13 protein-coding genes and 3 pseudogenes are annotated in these 16,957 nt (G+C 35.6%); 8 read left to right on the plus strand and 8 right to left on the minus strand.

Annotated features, from left to right (window positions below):
- Positions 1-18 precede the first annotated feature (18 nt).
- The 3 genes from OOK90_RS00815 to rsmD all read left to right on the plus strand — a co-directional run bounded on the left by OOK90_RS00815 (position 19) and on the right by rsmD (position 5,019).
- Positions 19-3,726, plus strand: coding sequence for a TrbL/VirB6 family protein (locus OOK90_RS00815; protein WP_264705955.1), 3,708 nt, complete (start codon positions 19-21; stop codon positions 3,724-3,726).
- A complete protein-coding gene (locus tag OOK90_RS00820) occupies positions 3,716-4,348 on the plus strand; it encodes a WD_0853 family protein (RefSeq protein WP_010082417.1) in 633 nt (210 codons plus the stop codon). The genes OOK90_RS00815 and OOK90_RS00820 overlap by 11 nt, the downstream gene beginning before the upstream one ends.
- A gap of 122 nt (positions 4,349-4,470) precedes the next feature.
- Positions 4,471-5,019 (plus strand): 16S rRNA (guanine(966)-N(2))-methyltransferase RsmD, encoded by a 549-nt coding sequence (gene rsmD, locus OOK90_RS00825; protein ID WP_010082416.1) that lies wholly within the window; start codon positions 4,471-4,473, stop codon positions 5,017-5,019.
- Here rsmD and OOK90_RS00830 read toward each other — a convergent pair.
- The 4 genes and pseudogenes from OOK90_RS00830 to OOK90_RS00845 all read right to left on the minus strand — a co-directional run.
- Positions 5,016-5,291: pseudogene (locus OOK90_RS00830) on the minus strand (hypothetical protein); the annotation flags it as partial. The gene rsmD and the pseudogene OOK90_RS00830 sit on opposite strands and share 4 nt — an antisense overlap.
- Positions 5,292-5,313: 22 nt before the next feature.
- Positions 5,314-5,904, minus strand: a complete 591-nt coding sequence (locus OOK90_RS00835) for a COQ9 family protein (protein ID WP_264705956.1) — start codon at positions 5,902-5,904, stop codon at positions 5,314-5,316.
- Positions 5,905-5,910: 6 nt separating this feature from the next.
- Positions 5,911-7,464 carry a Mur ligase family protein gene (locus OOK90_RS00840; RefSeq protein ID WP_007549232.1) on the minus strand — a complete coding sequence of 518 codons (1,554 nt, stop codon included), beginning with the start codon at positions 7,462-7,464 and terminating at the stop codon, positions 5,911-5,913.
- 611 nt (positions 7,465-8,075) lie between these two features.
- Positions 8,076-8,213 (minus strand): hypothetical protein, encoded by a 138-nt coding sequence (locus tag OOK90_RS00845; protein ID WP_010962879.1) that lies wholly within the window; start codon positions 8,211-8,213, stop codon positions 8,076-8,078.
- Positions 8,214-8,349: 136 nt separating this feature from the next.
- Between OOK90_RS00845 and OOK90_RS00850 the strand changes: the two genes are divergently transcribed.
- Genes OOK90_RS00850 through OOK90_RS00860 form a run of 3 tightly spaced genes read left to right on the plus strand, consistent with a single transcriptional unit; the run spans position 8,350 to position 10,108 of the window.
- On the plus strand, positions 8,350-8,709 hold the full coding sequence (locus tag OOK90_RS00850) for a ferredoxin family 2Fe-2S iron-sulfur cluster binding protein (RefSeq protein ID WP_155969176.1): 360 nt from the start codon (positions 8,350-8,352) through the stop codon (positions 8,707-8,709).
- A gap of 2 nt (positions 8,710-8,711) precedes the next feature.
- Positions 8,712-9,725: a hypothetical protein gene (locus tag OOK90_RS00855; RefSeq protein ID WP_264705958.1), complete on the plus strand. Its 1,014-nt coding sequence runs from the start codon at positions 8,712-8,714 to the stop codon at positions 9,723-9,725.
- Positions 9,722-10,108 carry a cytochrome c-type biogenesis protein gene (locus OOK90_RS00860; protein ID WP_015589263.1) on the plus strand — a complete coding sequence of 129 codons (387 nt, stop codon included), beginning with the start codon at positions 9,722-9,724 and terminating at the stop codon, positions 10,106-10,108. Before OOK90_RS00855 ends, OOK90_RS00860 begins: the two co-directional genes overlap by 4 nt.
- 344 nt (positions 10,109-10,452) lie before the next feature.
- Here OOK90_RS00860 and OOK90_RS00865 read toward each other — a convergent pair whose 3' ends face one another.
- Both OOK90_RS00865 and OOK90_RS00870 read right to left on the minus strand, forming a co-directional pair.
- Complete coding sequence (locus OOK90_RS00865; protein WP_264705960.1) at positions 10,453-10,701, minus strand: transposase; 249 nt, start codon at positions 10,699-10,701, stop codon at positions 10,453-10,455.
- Positions 10,694-11,526 (minus strand): annotated as a pseudogene (locus tag OOK90_RS00870) (IS982 family transposase). The gene OOK90_RS00865 and the pseudogene OOK90_RS00870 overlap by 8 nt, the downstream one beginning before the upstream one ends.
- A gap of 133 nt (positions 11,527-11,659) precedes the next feature.
- On the opposite strand from OOK90_RS00870, the pseudogene OOK90_RS00875 reads away from it, so the two are divergent.
- Together OOK90_RS00875 and uvrB are read left to right on the plus strand one after the other, a co-directional pair.
- Positions 11,660-11,932 (plus strand): annotated as a pseudogene (locus OOK90_RS00875) (transposase); the annotation flags it as partial.
- Positions 11,933-12,327: 395 nt separating this feature from the next.
- Positions 12,328-14,235 (plus strand): excinuclease ABC subunit UvrB, encoded by a 1,908-nt coding sequence (gene uvrB, locus OOK90_RS00880; RefSeq protein ID WP_264705962.1) that lies wholly within the window; start codon positions 12,328-12,330, stop codon positions 14,233-14,235.
- Positions 14,236-14,443: 208 nt separating this feature from the next.
- Here uvrB and OOK90_RS00885 read toward each other — a convergent pair whose 3' ends face one another.
- Entirely contained in the window at positions 14,444-16,666 is a 2,223-nt protein-coding gene (locus OOK90_RS00885) for a hypothetical protein (protein WP_264705963.1), read from the minus strand.
- 43 nt (positions 16,667-16,709) lie between these two features.
- Positions 16,710-16,925, minus strand: a complete 216-nt coding sequence (locus OOK90_RS00890) for a hypothetical protein (protein WP_209472615.1) — start codon at positions 16,923-16,925, stop codon at positions 16,710-16,712.
- Positions 16,926-16,957 lie beyond the last annotated feature (32 nt).

Consider the following 16,957-nt stretch of genomic DNA (forward strand, 5'->3'; position numbering starts at 1 on the left):
TTTGGAAAAAGTTTAGATATGCAATCACGTTTAGGCAAATGTTGGTTTAGGGTATTACTTCTTGCAGCTTATGTGCTGATCACAGGTTGTAGTAAAAACGATATGCCTTTTCCAAGGTGTATATCTGCTGACTATTTTGGTCCTAAACCTATTGCAGTAAGCGCTCATTTTTCAAGCGACCACGATGCGTTTATTCCAGGAGATGGAGAAGTTATTGATCCTGAAACTGGCGAAATTAATTATGGTTTTCACCATAACCAAGTGGTGAAGTGGGAGGATACCGGACTCGAAACCAATGGAGATAGTTTAAAAGTGCGAGTTAATGGTGCATGGACATCTTGGAGTAATAATAACAAGAAGGAATCTAAAAAAGGCAGTTATACCTTACAAAGCTTGGAGCAGTTAAAATATGCAACTAAATTTGAAGGTAAACAAAGTGATAATAGTTTACCTAATTTTCACTTAGTTTGTAATGATTATAAACCTAGCATACAAAAATTTTCAAGTAAGTCTGATACAAGTTGCACTGTAAATTGCAAGTGCATTAATGAAGATGATAGCGCAAATACAGTATCACGTGGTGCTCCATGTTGGTTTACCAATGGTCATGGTGCTTATCTTTTGTTTCAAACGGGGAAAGATGATCCTAACGAAAATCTAAAGTTAATGCGCGATCCTCAATATCCTACTGTACATCTAGGTTATAACTCCACAGCAGAGGGCGACAATGGATTTTTTACTTTAGACAGAGATAACACTAAATTAAAGGACAGAAATTGTAATGAGTTGAAGTTAAAAAAGGGATGGAAAATATATGTAAAAATATTAGATAGATATTACTTAGATAATGTAGGTGGCTACTCTTTTGAGTTCTTAAGTGGAGTGCAGCAGCCAAGTAGTTTTGGGTTTTTTGATTACATTTATAACTATCTAAAATGTGTATTATTGATTAACGAAAATTGCAAAGAACATTTTAATAGCAATGATCCTGCAGTTGCACAAGCTATGTTCGAAAATATAGCTGAAAAAAGTACGAGCTTTCACAATTTTGTTCTTTCCTTGCTTGTTCTATTTGTAATGATTTCATCGCTTCTTTGTCTTTTTGGCATGATACAAGAAACTAAGCATGATATGCTCATCAGAATGATGAAAATCACTCTAGTAATAGTGCTTATATCTCCTGGAAGTTTTAGATTTTTCTATGATCATTTTCTTGTTTTATTCGTTAAAGGTCTTGAACAATTGATAAGTATAATTACTAATTTTGCTCCCAACATGAACACCGGAAGTATTGCTCAAGGAGATGAAGCTAAGTTGTTTAGCTTCATGGAGGACATGTTCAATAAGTTTTTTGCTTATTCTGTTTGGAAAAAGTTTGCAGCGTTTTTACATTACCAAATGTGGGCAAGCCTTCTTATGATACCGGCAATTTTCATAGGGATTGTGCTATACTTCTTGCTGTGCTTATATGCTTACATAATATTTCTCTCTGGTTTTATGGGTATAGCTTTTCTTATAGCCATTATGCCACTGTTTCTAATTTCTATTTTATTTTCACCGCTGAAAAGTCTATTTGAAGGTTGGATAAAATTCTGCATCAGCTTTTGTTTACAGTCGATTATGATATTTGCTCTCTTGTCATTACTGGCTTCCATTATAATGAATACCTTTTATAGGCAGTTAGGTTTTACTGTATGCTACAATAAATGGTTTGAGGTAATGTTATGTGCTCCAAAATGGGTGTTTGGTGGTTTTTGTATCGTTGATAAGCAGTACTTTGGTTGGACCCCAGGGCAAATTTTCGTACCTTACACTCTTGGAGAAGCTTCTCCGCTGAACGTAGATAAGAACATAGAAGGTATAGAAAAGATAAGCAGAGAAGGTGGTACAATAAAATTTACTGGCGGTGCTGGGTATATCCCTCTTCCACCGGATTACATTGAAAAAGGGTTTCGTTATATAGATTATCCTTTCTTTAACCCAATTCCTGGTACTAAAGAGAATCCAGCAGACCATTATATTGCAGAAAGTGATATGGTAGTTAGTAATGGCTGTAGTGAAAAAGATCTAGTGCGCTTAACAAATAGTTTATCTCATGCATCAGAGAGGGCTGACATTATATTACTGATCAACAATATAGAGAAAAGGATAGGTGATGTTAGTGAAATAATAAAACGCTACTGTCAAGATATAAATAAATGCAATAGTTATAGGGAAATAATTAATGAAATAAGATCTTTAGTGCGGAGTGCGGTAGAAAAACAAGGTTGTAGAATACTGAAACTTCATGATTTATATAAGGATCCCAACAGTGAATACTGTCAGAAATGTAAAGATTGTGAGGATTGCAAAAATTATCAAGAAAATAGCGATTACCAAAGGGTGCAAGACATACAGAGAGGTTATTTAATCAATGCAGGGGAAATCTTTATACTATTCTTGCTTTCATTTTTAATGTTCTCCTTACGCACGTTCGTACAACAAATGGGCTCAAGTATCGCTGGTGGTGGATTCAGCGTTTACAATATATCTAGTATGTATCAGGCATCGCCTTTGACTGGCATAATGGAAGGATTCAAACAGCAGTGGCAAAATTTTGCTGGTAGAGGACTTGAGTCTTTAGGCAGTTGGGCTACTCATTTACCGGATAGATTAGCCGGAGGTGCAGCTAATCTGCTGGGGAGAGTACCAAGAGTTGGAGGAGTGCTGAAATACGCTATTGATGTGCCACGTAAATTTGTAGGTGCTACTATTGAAGCAACGAAGTTTGCAACATCGCCTGAAAATGATGTTGATAAGCTCGAGGAAAAAATTTACAGGGCATTTGGAGTTGATAAGGAAGATATTACACACAGAAGGATCGGTAAATATTTAGATTATTATAAAGGATACGTAGGATCACATTTGGGCTATACAATAGAAGATGCTATGAAGTTTACTTGGGAGCATGGTCTTGACTCTATAGGAAAGCATGGCTATGATCATAACCTACTCTATAGAGCAAAAGAATATAGGCGAGATTTCTTAGAGAAGCTTCATGATTACACTATCGGCCGTAAGAGAGAACCGGAAAAAGACAATCCTGATCAATCAAATAAGGTAGAACGAGAGTTAGGCACGGAACTAGTAAGAGATAACCATGATCAGCCACTAGAAGAAGGCGACCCTCTTCGACTACGAGGGGGAGGTCAGCCAGATAAGGTAGTACGAGAACTAAGCACAGAACAAGAAGACAAGCCTAATCAACTACAGCATGATCAGCCAACAGAAGAAGATAAGCCTGATCAATCAAATGAAGTGACACGAAATTTAGGCACGGAACCAAAAGGTTCAGATGAAATTGATGATTTTGGATCTGCTTTTGAAGGTATGGAAAAACGTGCTGAAAGAGAAGGCAGAAGAAATCAAGATAAAGTTTACAACCTCTCACCACTTTTTGAAATGAACACTCCAGAAGCTGTAGAAAAACGTGCTGAAAGAGCTAGAAGAAAAGAAGAAAGAGATCGAAAAGACGAAGTTTATAATCTTAAGCCTTTATTTAAAGAACCAAAAAATCCAGAAGAGTACGTTAAGGCACTTTTTGAAATGAATACCCAGGAAGCTATAAAAAAACGTGCTGAAAGAGAGGAAAAAAGAAATCGAGAAGACAGTAAAAGGAAATTACTGGAACCAATGAGGAAACCAGATGCAAAAGGAGATGAGAAGAGGATTGAAGATGAAGACTAATAAAAATTTCAAAGGCCTTGATTATTATAAATTGCAGCAAGACAAAGATGGCAACATAAAGTTAAATGACTACGACGACATTTTAAATGCGCGTAGGGCAAGGGTAGACTTGTTGCGGGATAACACATCACTTGACAAGGATGTCAATTTTGCTAAATTGAATAAAGCTTTGAGTGAGAAATTTGTAGATAATCATAGTTTATTGTCTGAATTTGATAAGGAAGACAAAGAGATTGTACAAGAAAGGATTAAGGTGTTTAGTATTTTAGAAAGTCTTGAAGACCTTAAAAGCGTGAAAAGTGAAGATCTGTTAGAGGTTAGCTTACTGCTGTCAGATCTTAGCTTCATAGAGAGAAATGTTGTACTAAATACCGATCAGAATTCTGATCTAGCAGGATTTAAAAACCTATTTATTGAAAAAAAAGCATCTGGTGAAGAGTATAGTGAAGAAGAATGTAGAGGCTTTCTTGATAATATAGATAAAATCAATACTATAATTAAGTTAGAGTTAGAAAGCAGAATTGAAGGGCTAAATCATGATGAAAAAAATGATCATGATGATTTACAAGATGAGATTGGTCAAGCAATTAATGCAGCAGGCAAATCAGAAAAAGATAACTGATGAGTCTTGTGTTTGTGTTTTTCTTACAAGCGACTCGATAGCTTCTCTCTATTAAACTGCTAAAGCCATATTGACATTAATCATATAGTATAAATAATTAATTATTTTGGAGCTTATTTAATATGCTACGCATCATTGCAGGCAAATATCGCGGAAGAAAAATAACTACAGGTAAGCATTTAGCTGCACGACCAACTATGAGTATTGTTCGAGAAGCAATATTTAGTATACTTTCCTCAAGAAAACCTATTTATAACTTGAATGTACTTGATTTGTTCTGCGGAAGTGGCTCTTTTTCATTTGAAGCGCTTTCTCGCGGCGCTAAACATGCATTCATGGTGGATTCAGATTATTACAATTTGCAACTGCCTAAAAAAACAGCAGAAGATTTTGGAATTACGGACAATGTTACGCTAATTTGCTGCAGTGCTAACTGCTTACCAAAACCTATTTCAAAATGCGACATAGTTTTTATAGACCCACCTTACAATAGCAATCTAGTTGAATCAACGTTGAATGGACTAGCTAACTCAGGCTGGTTAAGTGATGATGCATTGATAATTCTAGAGATTAGGAAAAACGAAGGTTTTGAGTGCAATAAAGACTTTAGTATAATCTTGGAACGTATTTACGGTATAGCAAGAATAATTTTTCTTTCTCTATCAACTTAAACTTGCATATACTTTTCATTGATGAGTTCCAGTTCTATTTTCGTCAAGTTTCCGGAGAAATTACTTATTCTGTACTGCCCTAGATCAAAATTTTTATTAAATTCAGAGTCTATTAAATATTCATGTGCTTCTTCAATAAATTTATTTTCTTTTTCTTCGTAACTGGTGTATTTTGTTGTACCATTATTATCCTCACAATAAACTAAATGTTCTTTATGATCAGCATGAATATTTTTATTTTCACAAACCTTTTCAGGATCGTGCTCAAGTACTTTTCTACCAACAATCAATAGCTTATAAGAAATTTCCTATGATTCCTTTTAAGCGAGTTTTGAATTTTTGAAATGTCATGACATTGTTGATACGGTTATCAAGAAACGATAAAATATCCACAAAATCTTCTGAATAATCATTGATAAAAAAAAGTATCGTACTTAAGTACACTCCAGCTAATATTGCTCTTTTTGTATAGTAGTTAAAATCTGTTGATTGGTCATGAATGCCATACCAAATCGCACTAATAGTTCTGTATAAAAGTTTACTAGAAAAATATGTATTTTTTGGTGATACGGAGAATGATAAAACATTTTTTAAAAGTTCTCTATAATTCGGTAGCTTAGCATAGTTTGAAAGGTGTATTTGAATAGCTAACTTTACTCGCTCTCGCACTTTCATATCTTCTAAATTAGAATTTCTTAATTCAGCTTCCATTGAGCTATTTAAGTCCTCTGCTATGTGCTCCAAAGCGCTATATATTCCATTCTGAAATTTGCAAAAGCTATTAGCTAGATTAAGGTCAGTGCACACCTTTAATAGGGTTTCATCGCTTATCCCTTCAAATGGAATAACCCTAATTAGCTTATCTATTATTAACTTTTGTTCCACGCAACATCATACTAAACAGCATGTGTGATTGTACCTGAGATTTTCAAACATTCTACAAAATGCTTCACCACGTTCCTCGAAATTTTTCCATTGATCAAAAGAAGCACACGCGGGAGAAAGTAATATTGTTACTTCTTCTGCGCTATTTAAGGCCTCTTCAAAAGCCAATCTGAATGCATCTTCTAGATTGCAACATTTAACATAATCTACTTTATTCTCCATAACATTTGCAAAAGCTTCGGTTGATTCTCCAATAAGAAAAGCTTTTCTAACCCTTGTAAAATGCTTGCTTAATGATTCTATTCCACCTTTTTTGCTTCTTCCACCAGCGATCCAATTTATGTTTTCATAAGATAAGATCGCCTTTTCGCTCGATTTTGCATTAGTTGCTTTGCTATCGTTCACGAAAAACACATTTCTTATTTTGCCAAGCAGTTCATTCCTATGCCTCAGTCCTGAAAAGGACTTGATTCCATTGATAATAGTGTTGCTATCTACTCCAAGTACCTTACATACGGCATATGTGGCTGCTATGTTTTCTGCGTTGGATATTAGGTTTATTTTCACGTCGCTTACTGATAAGCTATGATTCTCTAGTTTTAACGAGATCTTCTGGATCCCAGTGCCCCTTTTGTCATCCAAGTAGCTGACACTGGGATCCAGATAATTTCGATCTATACCAGTAATCTGTTCACTATAATCAAGCAAATTGTTACCTGCCAATGATATTAGATCTCTTGCACCACCCTCTGTCATCTGAGTAGTTGGCAATGGTTTTTCTTTTCTGGATTCCAGCGTCACGCGCTGGAATGACATCGGGGAATATGTTACTGAGATTGGAATTTTGTCTCCAGTGAATTTGTTGAATATATCAGCAGTAATCTCATTGTCACATCCTATTACGGCAACCTCACTACCGTTTATCAGTTTTAATTTAGTTGCTATGTAGTTCTCCATACTTCCATGCCTATCTATGTGATCTGGTGTAATATTGAGCAGTGCTGAAATGTCCACGTTAATTTCATTCATCAACTCCAATTGAAAAGAGGAGAGTTCGATTACATAAATTTCTGCATCTCTTTCTAGATCCAAAACAGGAACGCCTAAATTTCCACCAATAGCTACTTTTTTCCCTGCAGATTTTAATATGTGCCCTATTAGTGATGTAGTGGTTGATTTACCATTTGTTCCTGTGACGCCTATTACCTTCTGGTTCGTAGTTTTAGCTTCAAGAAATAGCTCAATGTCTGATTTTATTTTGCAATCAAATCTCCTTGCAAGTTTTACTATCCAATGTGGCTCTGTTGGCACTCCAGGGCTTAAAACCAATGCACTGATCTCATGCCAATTGTATTCCTTGGGATGAATAAAATTACATTTTTTATACATCATTTTTGCATTTGCTATTTGCTCTTCATGATCATCCCATGCATATATTCTTGCACCACTCTTTGTTAGAGCGTTAATGGCGGATAAACCAGTTTTACCAAGACCAAAAACCGCGACGTTTTGATTTTTGTATTTGTTTAGTTGCACTGCTAGATAACTTATGCGAACCATTTTATAAAGATATCGTACAAATTACAACAGACTTCTTTCGTAGGTTACAACTGTCATTCAATAGAAACAAAAAACTTACTTGACAAACTCCGCCAGCCCCCTTATCATGAAACTGAAGCTATTTATTTATCTTCTCTGTACAGATTAAATGACAAAAAAACTCACGTATCTGGCGTCCCATGTTTAATTTTTTGCACTATGTGCACCTTATGTCTTTATAAAATTTCTAGGTTTTTACCTAATATAAGCTGAAATGCGCTTATAAAGCATTTAAAACATCAAAAAACGCCGATTTAAAAAATGGATAGTGAATAACTAGCTACCCTAGGGTTTCTTTTGCCTTTTTTTCTGTTTAGTAAATTTCTTAATGTTTATAATTTAGATTAGTTGCGGCTTAAAAGCAACTGAATCGCGGTTATTAAACGTTTAGAATAAAAAAACGCCATACTTGAAAGTATAATGTAAGTAATTAGCCAACCACGGGGCTTCTTTTGCCTTTTTTTTCGCTTAGTAAATTTCTTAACGTTTGTAGCTAAACAACAACCGTCATCCCGCTACGTGTTAGCGGGATCTAGAGATACCGCGGCGGTATGACGTAGAGCTCGCGTTAGCTATACTTTTATGCTTACTAACTTAATAAAATTCCTGGATCCCAGTGTCTGGGCACTGGGATGACAAGAAGAAGGCACTAGGATGACAAGAAGAGGGCACTGCCGTCTTGGATGGAAACCAGTGTCAGCTACTTGCATAACACCCTTTTTTCTGGAAACCAGTGTCGGCTACTTGGATAACAAAAAATAGGCACTGGAATTGTAAAGAGTTTGCAAATATTAGTTATTACCTGTAGGATATAGAGAAATTAGTAAGGATTTTAATAGGAATAATATGCCATCTGTTACTTTTATTTTACCTGATGGGAGTAAGAAAAGCTATGAAGCTGCAGAGGGAGAAACTCTGCTCAATTTAGCCCATAGAAGTGATCCAGATCTGCTTGAAGGTGCATGTGAAGGCTCTCTTGCTTGTTCTACATGCCACGTGATTGTTGATCCAAAATCTTATGATGCTGTAGAAACGCATAATCCCATATCTGATGAGGAAAATGATATGTTAGACCTAGCTTTCGGCTTAACAGAGACATCAAGACTTGGGTGCCAAATAAAAATCACAAAAGATATCGACGGCTTGTGTGTAACCATACCAAGGGGTACAAGAAATATATCATTGGATAAACAGGGGAGTGATTAGCTATGCGTAAGATTTTTATCTATATTATCATCTCTTTACTTTTGTTTATTCCTGTAGCGTATAGTGGTTTTTGGTATTTTTCTGCATGTAAGGTAAAAAATCTTTTAGCTGAAACAATACTATACATTAACGACGAAAAATTTGATATTTCACATGATTTTAGTGGATTTCCTTCTAACCTAATTTTTCGTGTGACAAACCCAAAATTTTCCAATGAGCAATTAACCATCTCATCTGATGCTTTATTGATAAAAAATAGATTATTTGATAAATCAGTATATATTTATACACCAAGTAATGAAGTTGATATTACTGTTCATGGTGATGAGAAAAAGAATATAAAATGCCACACAAACGATAGCAGCCACTTTGTTGTTAGACTAAATGATTTACCATCTTCGCTAAGGTTTGATAGAAATAGTACAATAATAGACTATATAGATACACTTCGTTACGAAGATTATGGATTACAATGTGATGTTTCAGAAAATCAGCAAAGTGTTATAACCGAGGTGAATGATAAAAGTAATTACATTCAATTTCATCTCAATAAAGAACTGAATGGAAATATTAAGCTAGGATTTGATTTTTATACTTATCGGTATAAAAGTACTGCAAGTCCTGAAAGTTGTATCAACACTAAATTTGATTTTGAATTTGTAAACCACATCTCAGCTTCCAGAATTAATTTCAATATAGAAAAATTTTTAATTCAAAGTAATAATTTTTCTCTTGCTGCAGATGGTGGAGTGCAAAATTACAATTTGGTTACGTCTTCATTTCAAGACAAGATTAACGTGGCCATATCAAATTATAAAGAATTAATCTCGGTTATGACTGATGACTCAAAAATTTCAGATGCGTTCGAAAAATTAATATCTTCCTTATCGGAAAAAACAACTGATGACAGCGTTCAATTTTCAATAAAGTACGATGATGATGTAGGGTCAAGCTTTATTGGAAAGTTATCCATCACTGATTTTATGAACCAACTCAACCCAATTAACCAAGGATGAGAGCAGTAGTTAGTTTACTTTTCATATTGATATTTCACTCAGGCGTAAATGCTTTTACTCTGGATAATAAACTCAGAGATAAAAGCATGGAAAAACGAGCAACAAGTTTATTTGAAATAATAAGGTGTCCAATATGTTCTGGCGAATCATTGTCTGAATCTGGATCTCAGATCGCGTATGATATGCGAGAAGCAATTCGTAAAAAAATCAATGATGGATACACAGATGAAGAGATAATCTCAGAGTTAAAAAATTCTTACGGCAATTCAATTATAATCGTACCGCCTATAAAATCTAGCACTTACATTTTGTGGTTTATTCCACTTACAACTCTGCTTATTGGGTGTTTTTTAATACAAAGATACATCAATACAACCACTTAAACCTTTTATATATAGCTAAAGTGACTTAGGTTCTCTAATTGCACATAAGTCAACAATAATTTTCACACAAATCAAAACAGCATATCTTCTCCATAATCCTTGGTAATTTTACATAAGTTAAAAGTAGCATATGGTTCTCTCCGCGGTCTGAGATGACAATAAATTTGTCAAGCCGCATTATACTTGTTAGGCGGAAGTGGACGGCAACATGTTTACCACGAAGTCTAACTAAGTTCTTGCTTGTCCCTTCCATCGGCATTGCTATCTTTATTTTCAATAAAATTATTGTCCTATGCTCTTTTGATGTTTATTGATAATAAAATTCTGTTTTATCAACCAACATCCTATGAATAATTACAGCTAATTTTCTTGCTACTGCTACAATTGCTTTTTTCATTCCTTTTTTCTTCGCAACCACAGTTTTTTAATTTAAATGTCCTCTTGGTAACTGTAAGCATTGTTTGTGCAGCTTCATATAACATACTTCTACATTCCGCTGGTCCCATCTTTGATATGCTGCCATGCCGATCAACTTCTCCAGAAGAATATTGCCTTGGTGTCAACCCTATATACCCCAGTTGCGGATTAGCCAACGAAGTAAAGCTTAGAAATGCAGCGGCTGCATGGAATATGAAACAAGCGTAGAAAAAATGTGTACCAAAAAATTTATCGGTGATCTGTGGCGAGTATGCTCAATCTCAAATTTGTTTTTCAGAGAGCCAAAAACTGTCTCAATAATCGATCTTTTTCTTAACAAAATCTTCTCATTTAGCGCCATTAATGAGTTTTTCATACCCTTTTTTATACTGGTTACAAGCTTTAACCCTCTATCGAATAATTCGTGAAAAAGATCTTTTTTGATATATCCTTTATCTCCAAACAATAATCCAGTCAATTTCTTAGTTAAATTTGGCACAGGTATCAACGTTGCCTTTTATCACCGTAACCCCTTGAATTTCGCCAGTTTCATTGATTACTAGATGTACCGAAAAACCACCCATAAGTAGTCTTTCCAATCTTTGCCAACCCTTTGAAAACTTTGTTTCTCGAGGTCCTTTTTGGATGGCAAACAGCGATAGATTATGTACGAAATCCCTGTCACTTTTGACTGTTCGCAAAACCATTGCATTAAGAGCGCTAAATACCATAAAACCCGCGATTTTAGCCTGATAAACCTACTATAGGATGGCAATTTTGGAAACGCTGATTCGTATAATAATTTCAAATAATGCACATAGAAAATTTTAAAATTGTCGCACTTGATATAGCAATATTATGGTAAAAATCTCTGAATGCGTAATCTCTGGCGTCCTGGTTGGTTTTTTGCCACTTGGTAGAAGTTTTTCTGCAAAATTTTCATCGACTGTATTGCAAAAATCATCGACTATACAAAAGATTTCTGTTACTTTCTCTTTCATTGGTAACCTCCTATTTTAGGAATGAATATCAAATACCTCGGAGTTTACCCTATTTCCTTACCTTTTCTATTTTTTCTAATTTACAACTGGGGTTAGCAGTGCTGTGAGAATGGTTGAAAGCGCAAAAGAAAACCTCTCGGAAGTTAAAAATATACTGGTTGATGCAGGTTATACAGGAGAAAATTTTGCAACTCAAATAAAAACGATTATTGGAGCAACTGTAGAAGTAATAAAACGAAGTGAATTACATTCCTTTGCTGTATTGCCACAAAGATGGGTTGTAGAGCGATCTTTCGCTTGGTTAGAAAAATGCAGACGATTGTGGAAAAATTGCGAGCGAAAACTTAACACTAGCCTACAAATGGTCGTTCTTTCCTTCATTTCTCTTCTATTGAGAAGATTTTAAACAGGTTCTAAATCTTTATTTTAAAAATGTCATATTGACCACCGGTACCTGAAAATACTATTCCAATTGATCAGAGCTATCCATTTCCTTAATTTTTGTAACGTTGTCATAGGAGTACTATAACTTTAGTATCAACTATGTTTTATTGTTTTTGCATCTAAAAAAATTTAGCTTATTCAAGCAGCATTTTGCCTTTTTTTGGATGTAGGGATTTTTTAGGAATTGTCTTCTTGAATTCTATGGTATTTTGTTTAACATTGAAACAAGATTCCAGTGTCAGCTACTTGCATGACATTGTTGGTTAATGTTTTATGGCTTTACGATAGCTATACAACTTATCTTAAAAGCAATATAGTGTTTACTATACAATGAATCAAAGATAGTAAGTAAAGTCTATGGAATTTCAAATCGCTACACATTTTCAACCGGCTGGGGATCAACCACAGGCAATCGATAGCTTAATTGCAGGGCTAAATAGCAATAAAAGAGATCAGGTTTTGCTTGGAGTTACTGGTTCTGGGAAAACTTTTACTATGGCAAATGTTATTGCAAGGACAAACAGGCCTGCATTAATTATGGCACACAATAAAACTTTAGCAGCACAGCTTTATGAGGAAATGAAAGGATTGTTTCCCCATAATGCTGTTGAATACTTCATTTCTTATTATGATTATTATCAACCTGAAGCCTATTTACCACAAACTGATACTTATATCGAAAAAGATTCTGCAATTAACGAAAGAATTGAGATGCTGCGTTATTCCACCGTCTGCTCCCTTTTGGAGCGCAGGGATACGATCGTAGTTGCCAGTGTTTCCTGCATATACGGTCTTGGTTCGCCTGAGAGCTACCGCAGCATGATCATACCGCTTAGTGTTGGAAATAAAATTCGTATTAATGATTTCCTGAGCAACTTAACTGATCTTCAATACAAGCGCTCTGATGCCAGGTTTGAGAGAGGATATTTCAGAGTGCGCGGCGATATTGTTGATATATTTCCTTCCCATTATGAAAATAAAGCTTGGCGTTTATCGTTATTTGGCGATGAAATAGAAGAAATTTCTGAAGTTGATGCTATAACGGGCAATGTTACCAAAGGCGTAAATAAAATCACCATTTTTCCAAATAGCTATTACATAACCCCGCGTGAGGCTTTGTTGCAGGCAATTGAACTAGTCAAAAAAGAGCTGCATGAACGCTTGGATTATTACTATTCACAGAAAAAAATTGTTGAAGCAAAGCGCCTCGAGCAACGCACTAATTTTGATATCGAAATGATGAGAACAACAGGAATATGTAAAGGTATTGAAAATTATTCGCGTTATCTCTATGGAATGGAAGCTGGGGATCCACCGCCTACTTTGTTTGAATATTTACCCAAAGACGTAATTTTATTTGTTGATGAGAGTCATGTCACCGTTCCTCAGGTTGGTGCGATGTATAGTGGTAATGAGGCGCGTAAAAAGAAATTGATCGACTATGGCTTCAGGCTCCCTTCCGCTTTTGATAATCGTCCATTAAAATTTGAAGAGTGGGAGGGAGTTAGGCCGCAGACTGTTTACATTTCAGCCACTCCCGGAAAGTATGAGTTGGCAAAGACCAGTAATGTATTTATAGAGCAAGTTATCCGTCCAACAGGGCTTATAGACCCAATCTGCATTGTAAAACCAATAGAGAGTCAAATTGATGATGTAATTCATGAGGCACAAGTGACAATAGGGAAGGGATTTTGTGTTTTAATCACTACATTGACGAAAAAAATGGCTGAAAATTTAGCTGAATATATGAGTGAATTGAATATGAGAGTGAGTTATTTGCATTCTGATATTGCTGCGCTGGAGAGAATAGAAATTATATACAAATTGAGATCTAAAGAAATCGATGTTTTAGTAGGTGTTAACTTGCTGAGGGAAGGTCTTGATATTCCAGAGTGTGGGTTGGTTGCAATTTTGGATGCTGATAAAGAAGGATTTTTGCGATCGGAAACTTCATTAATTCAAACGATCGGTCGTGCTGCGCGTAATGCTGAAGGTAGAGTAATTTTGTATGCAGATAAAATCACTGGTTCTCTGGACCGTGCATTAAGAGAGACCGAAAGAAGAAGAAAAAAACAAGAAGAACATAATATATTGCACAATATTATCCCGAAGACTATAATAAAACCTATATCAAACACCTTACAAGAGAGGGCAATAGCAGAACCGAAAGTAAATACTAATAAGGATGATTTGAGAAAGCAAATGATAGAGCATGCTAAAAATTTGGAGTTTGAAGAAGCAGCAAGAATAAAAAAATTATTGTAAGGTTAAGTAATATATGATGCTATGGGCATAGCATGAAAGTGTAAATAATTTTATTGATATCTTTATATTAATACTTTTTAAACATTTAGTACCGCGCAATATCTGCAATGGATGAGAAAAACTAACACCAGTGCTTTCAGGGTCAGGGACTTTGGCCCCAACCCTAATAAACCATTTAGATGGTTAAGATATATCTAAAAACCTAAATTTATTTCCTCAAAGCTTCTGATATATTCTTTACCTGTTGCAGATGTTTAAGCTCTGAAGAGACACTTCCCTTATGTTGCGCAGCAGGAGAACCCGTAGAACAAAAACCACCACCTCTATCAACTGCTGTTTTAGAACTAGAGTTATCAGATCTATACTCTACAGGTAGTACCTCCCCTTTCCCCGAAATAGTACCTTGTGACGGGCCTGGATCACCATCTAGAGAACTTACATGAGAAGTCTCTTTTGAGGGTGAATTATTTTCTGCTCTTACTACATCTGACAATGAAGAAAATAATCTATACAAAGATAATTTTTTAGTTACAGAAGTTTCAGGAGTACTTCGCGTTGTACCACGCCCTTCATCATGTAGCTTAAGGTTTACGTCATATTGCTTACTAAAAGCTGAAGAGAGCCATTTTTTCATTTTTTGAACACAACCCCCATGTTCCTCCGAAGATTCATTCTTTTGTGGCTTCGCTTTAAAACACTCATTACTACTTTTTCGATCACTTTTATCAGTAACTTGCTGTTTTTCAGATTCCTCATTAGAAACCTCAAGATTTAAGAATGTTGAATTATCCCATGCTGCAAGCAAAGGAGTCAATGATGGCCTATAGCTCACTTCCTGAACCTGAGTCTTTATTATCATACTTTCATCATCTGCCTGATCACCTTCCAATGCTCTCACACCCACCTGTGAGCAAGCCCCTTGCTCGCTTTTATCATGTTCTTCAGATTTCATACCCAAAATGTTCACATCTTTCAAACATGGAGAACGTGGAGAAAACTCAAGACTTGAGGACTTTTGATCATTCTCTGTCGTAAGTAGAATTGGTTCCGTCGGTGTTGTGTAATCAACTGGAAGAATTGTAAAACGTGGAAAAGAAGTTAACGTTGATGGCAAAAAGTACGAACCCTCTGGCATACTTTCATCTTGTTTATCTATGTACGTGTATGAACTGGATGGCATGTCCGTTTGCTGAGAAGAAGTACTAGCCTGACCTATCTCTTCCCCCATCACCCCCCGAAAAGGCTCTGTTTCTTTCTCTCTTTCTGATCCTTGCCTGGGAGAATCCTTTACTCCACCCTGACTCCGCGTGGAAGACTCCCATTTCATATCTGACAGTTCAGTCGATGGTGATCGCGACAATGCTCGAAAACGAAGCTCAGGGTCAATGGCCAGTTCATGGTCTTTGTTGATTACAGAGTTTTTTATTATTTTGGTTATCACACAGTGAGAAATGTACGGATTGGAAAAGTCTATGCCATATATTCCACTGCTTCCATTCACTGATAATTTTGCTTGAGTTCTACCACTAATATCATCAAGTACAGCATGATTAAATGCACGATTTATAGCACGTACCTCTTCTTTTGTTAACAATTTAATCCCCTTACCATTTTGTGTAATAGGTGTAAGAATTGAAACTACTCTCCGATTTAAAGGAGGAGCAAGTATAAAACCATCTACCATCACTTTTGTCACCGAATAAGTAGATCTTATTATCATATTTTTAAATGACTTCACACTATGATCAACATCATTGCCAACTCCAAGGTCCATACCTGTAAGCCATGCCTTATACCGTGTTACACTATCAATAAAACGAGCGTCATCAAAAACATCTTTGATATATACATCATTACCTTCAACCTTCAGAGGGCTCTTAGGAACATTTTTATATTTTTCTCTCATCCTTGATAAAAAGTTACTCTTAAATTGCTGACTTAATTCTTCATTATCAAATTCACCGCACCATAAATATTTTTCCTTGTCAAATGCATTAGTGAATATGCTACAAGTTGGCATACCTTCTAGAACATCTTTTTTAAGTGAAGAAGCTAAGTGAGACTTTAGATTAAAAATTACACCTTTATCTACAGGTGTTACAAACTTAAACCCATGCTGTTTATCCCAAGACCAGTCTCTATCATTGATATCAAACGGAAAAGAATTAACATCAAAAATTAGCTTAGCTGTATCCAATATTTCTGCATCATTACTTTCCTCAATGCCGTAGAATTCACGTATTATCTTCCTTTTTATACTGTCCAGATATCTTCTACACTGATACGTATCCATACTCTTATCAAATGAGACTACGATATAGTTCTTCTTGCCCTCGCTTTGCAGCTTAAAATTAGTTTTAACTGCATTAGAAAAATAATTATGTACATTAAAAGCGTTGATCAACGCCCTTACTGTTTCTATATTAGGCATACCAAGCTCCCCATTTTTAAATTACAACAACTATTTTTTATTACTACCTTTTATTACCGCTACCAACTCCACTAGAGCTTGACCCGCTCATAGAACTGCTAGGCTGACGTAGCTTCTCTCGCACGTCCTTAAGTGCATCACGATGATCATCAATCCTTGCTCCTTTAACATGCGTCACTATTCCACCACCTAGCCCCTTGTTCCGGAGATCCCACTCTTTTTCTCCCTTAAAACTTTCCTTACCATTATCATTCGGCATATTACCCTCCAGTAAAAATATTATCCAATTAA

Source organism: Wolbachia endosymbiont (group A) of Ancistrocerus nigricornis (genome assembly GCF_947250785.1).
Taxonomy (GTDB): Bacteria; Pseudomonadota; Alphaproteobacteria; order Rickettsiales; family Anaplasmataceae; genus Wolbachia; species Wolbachia pipientis.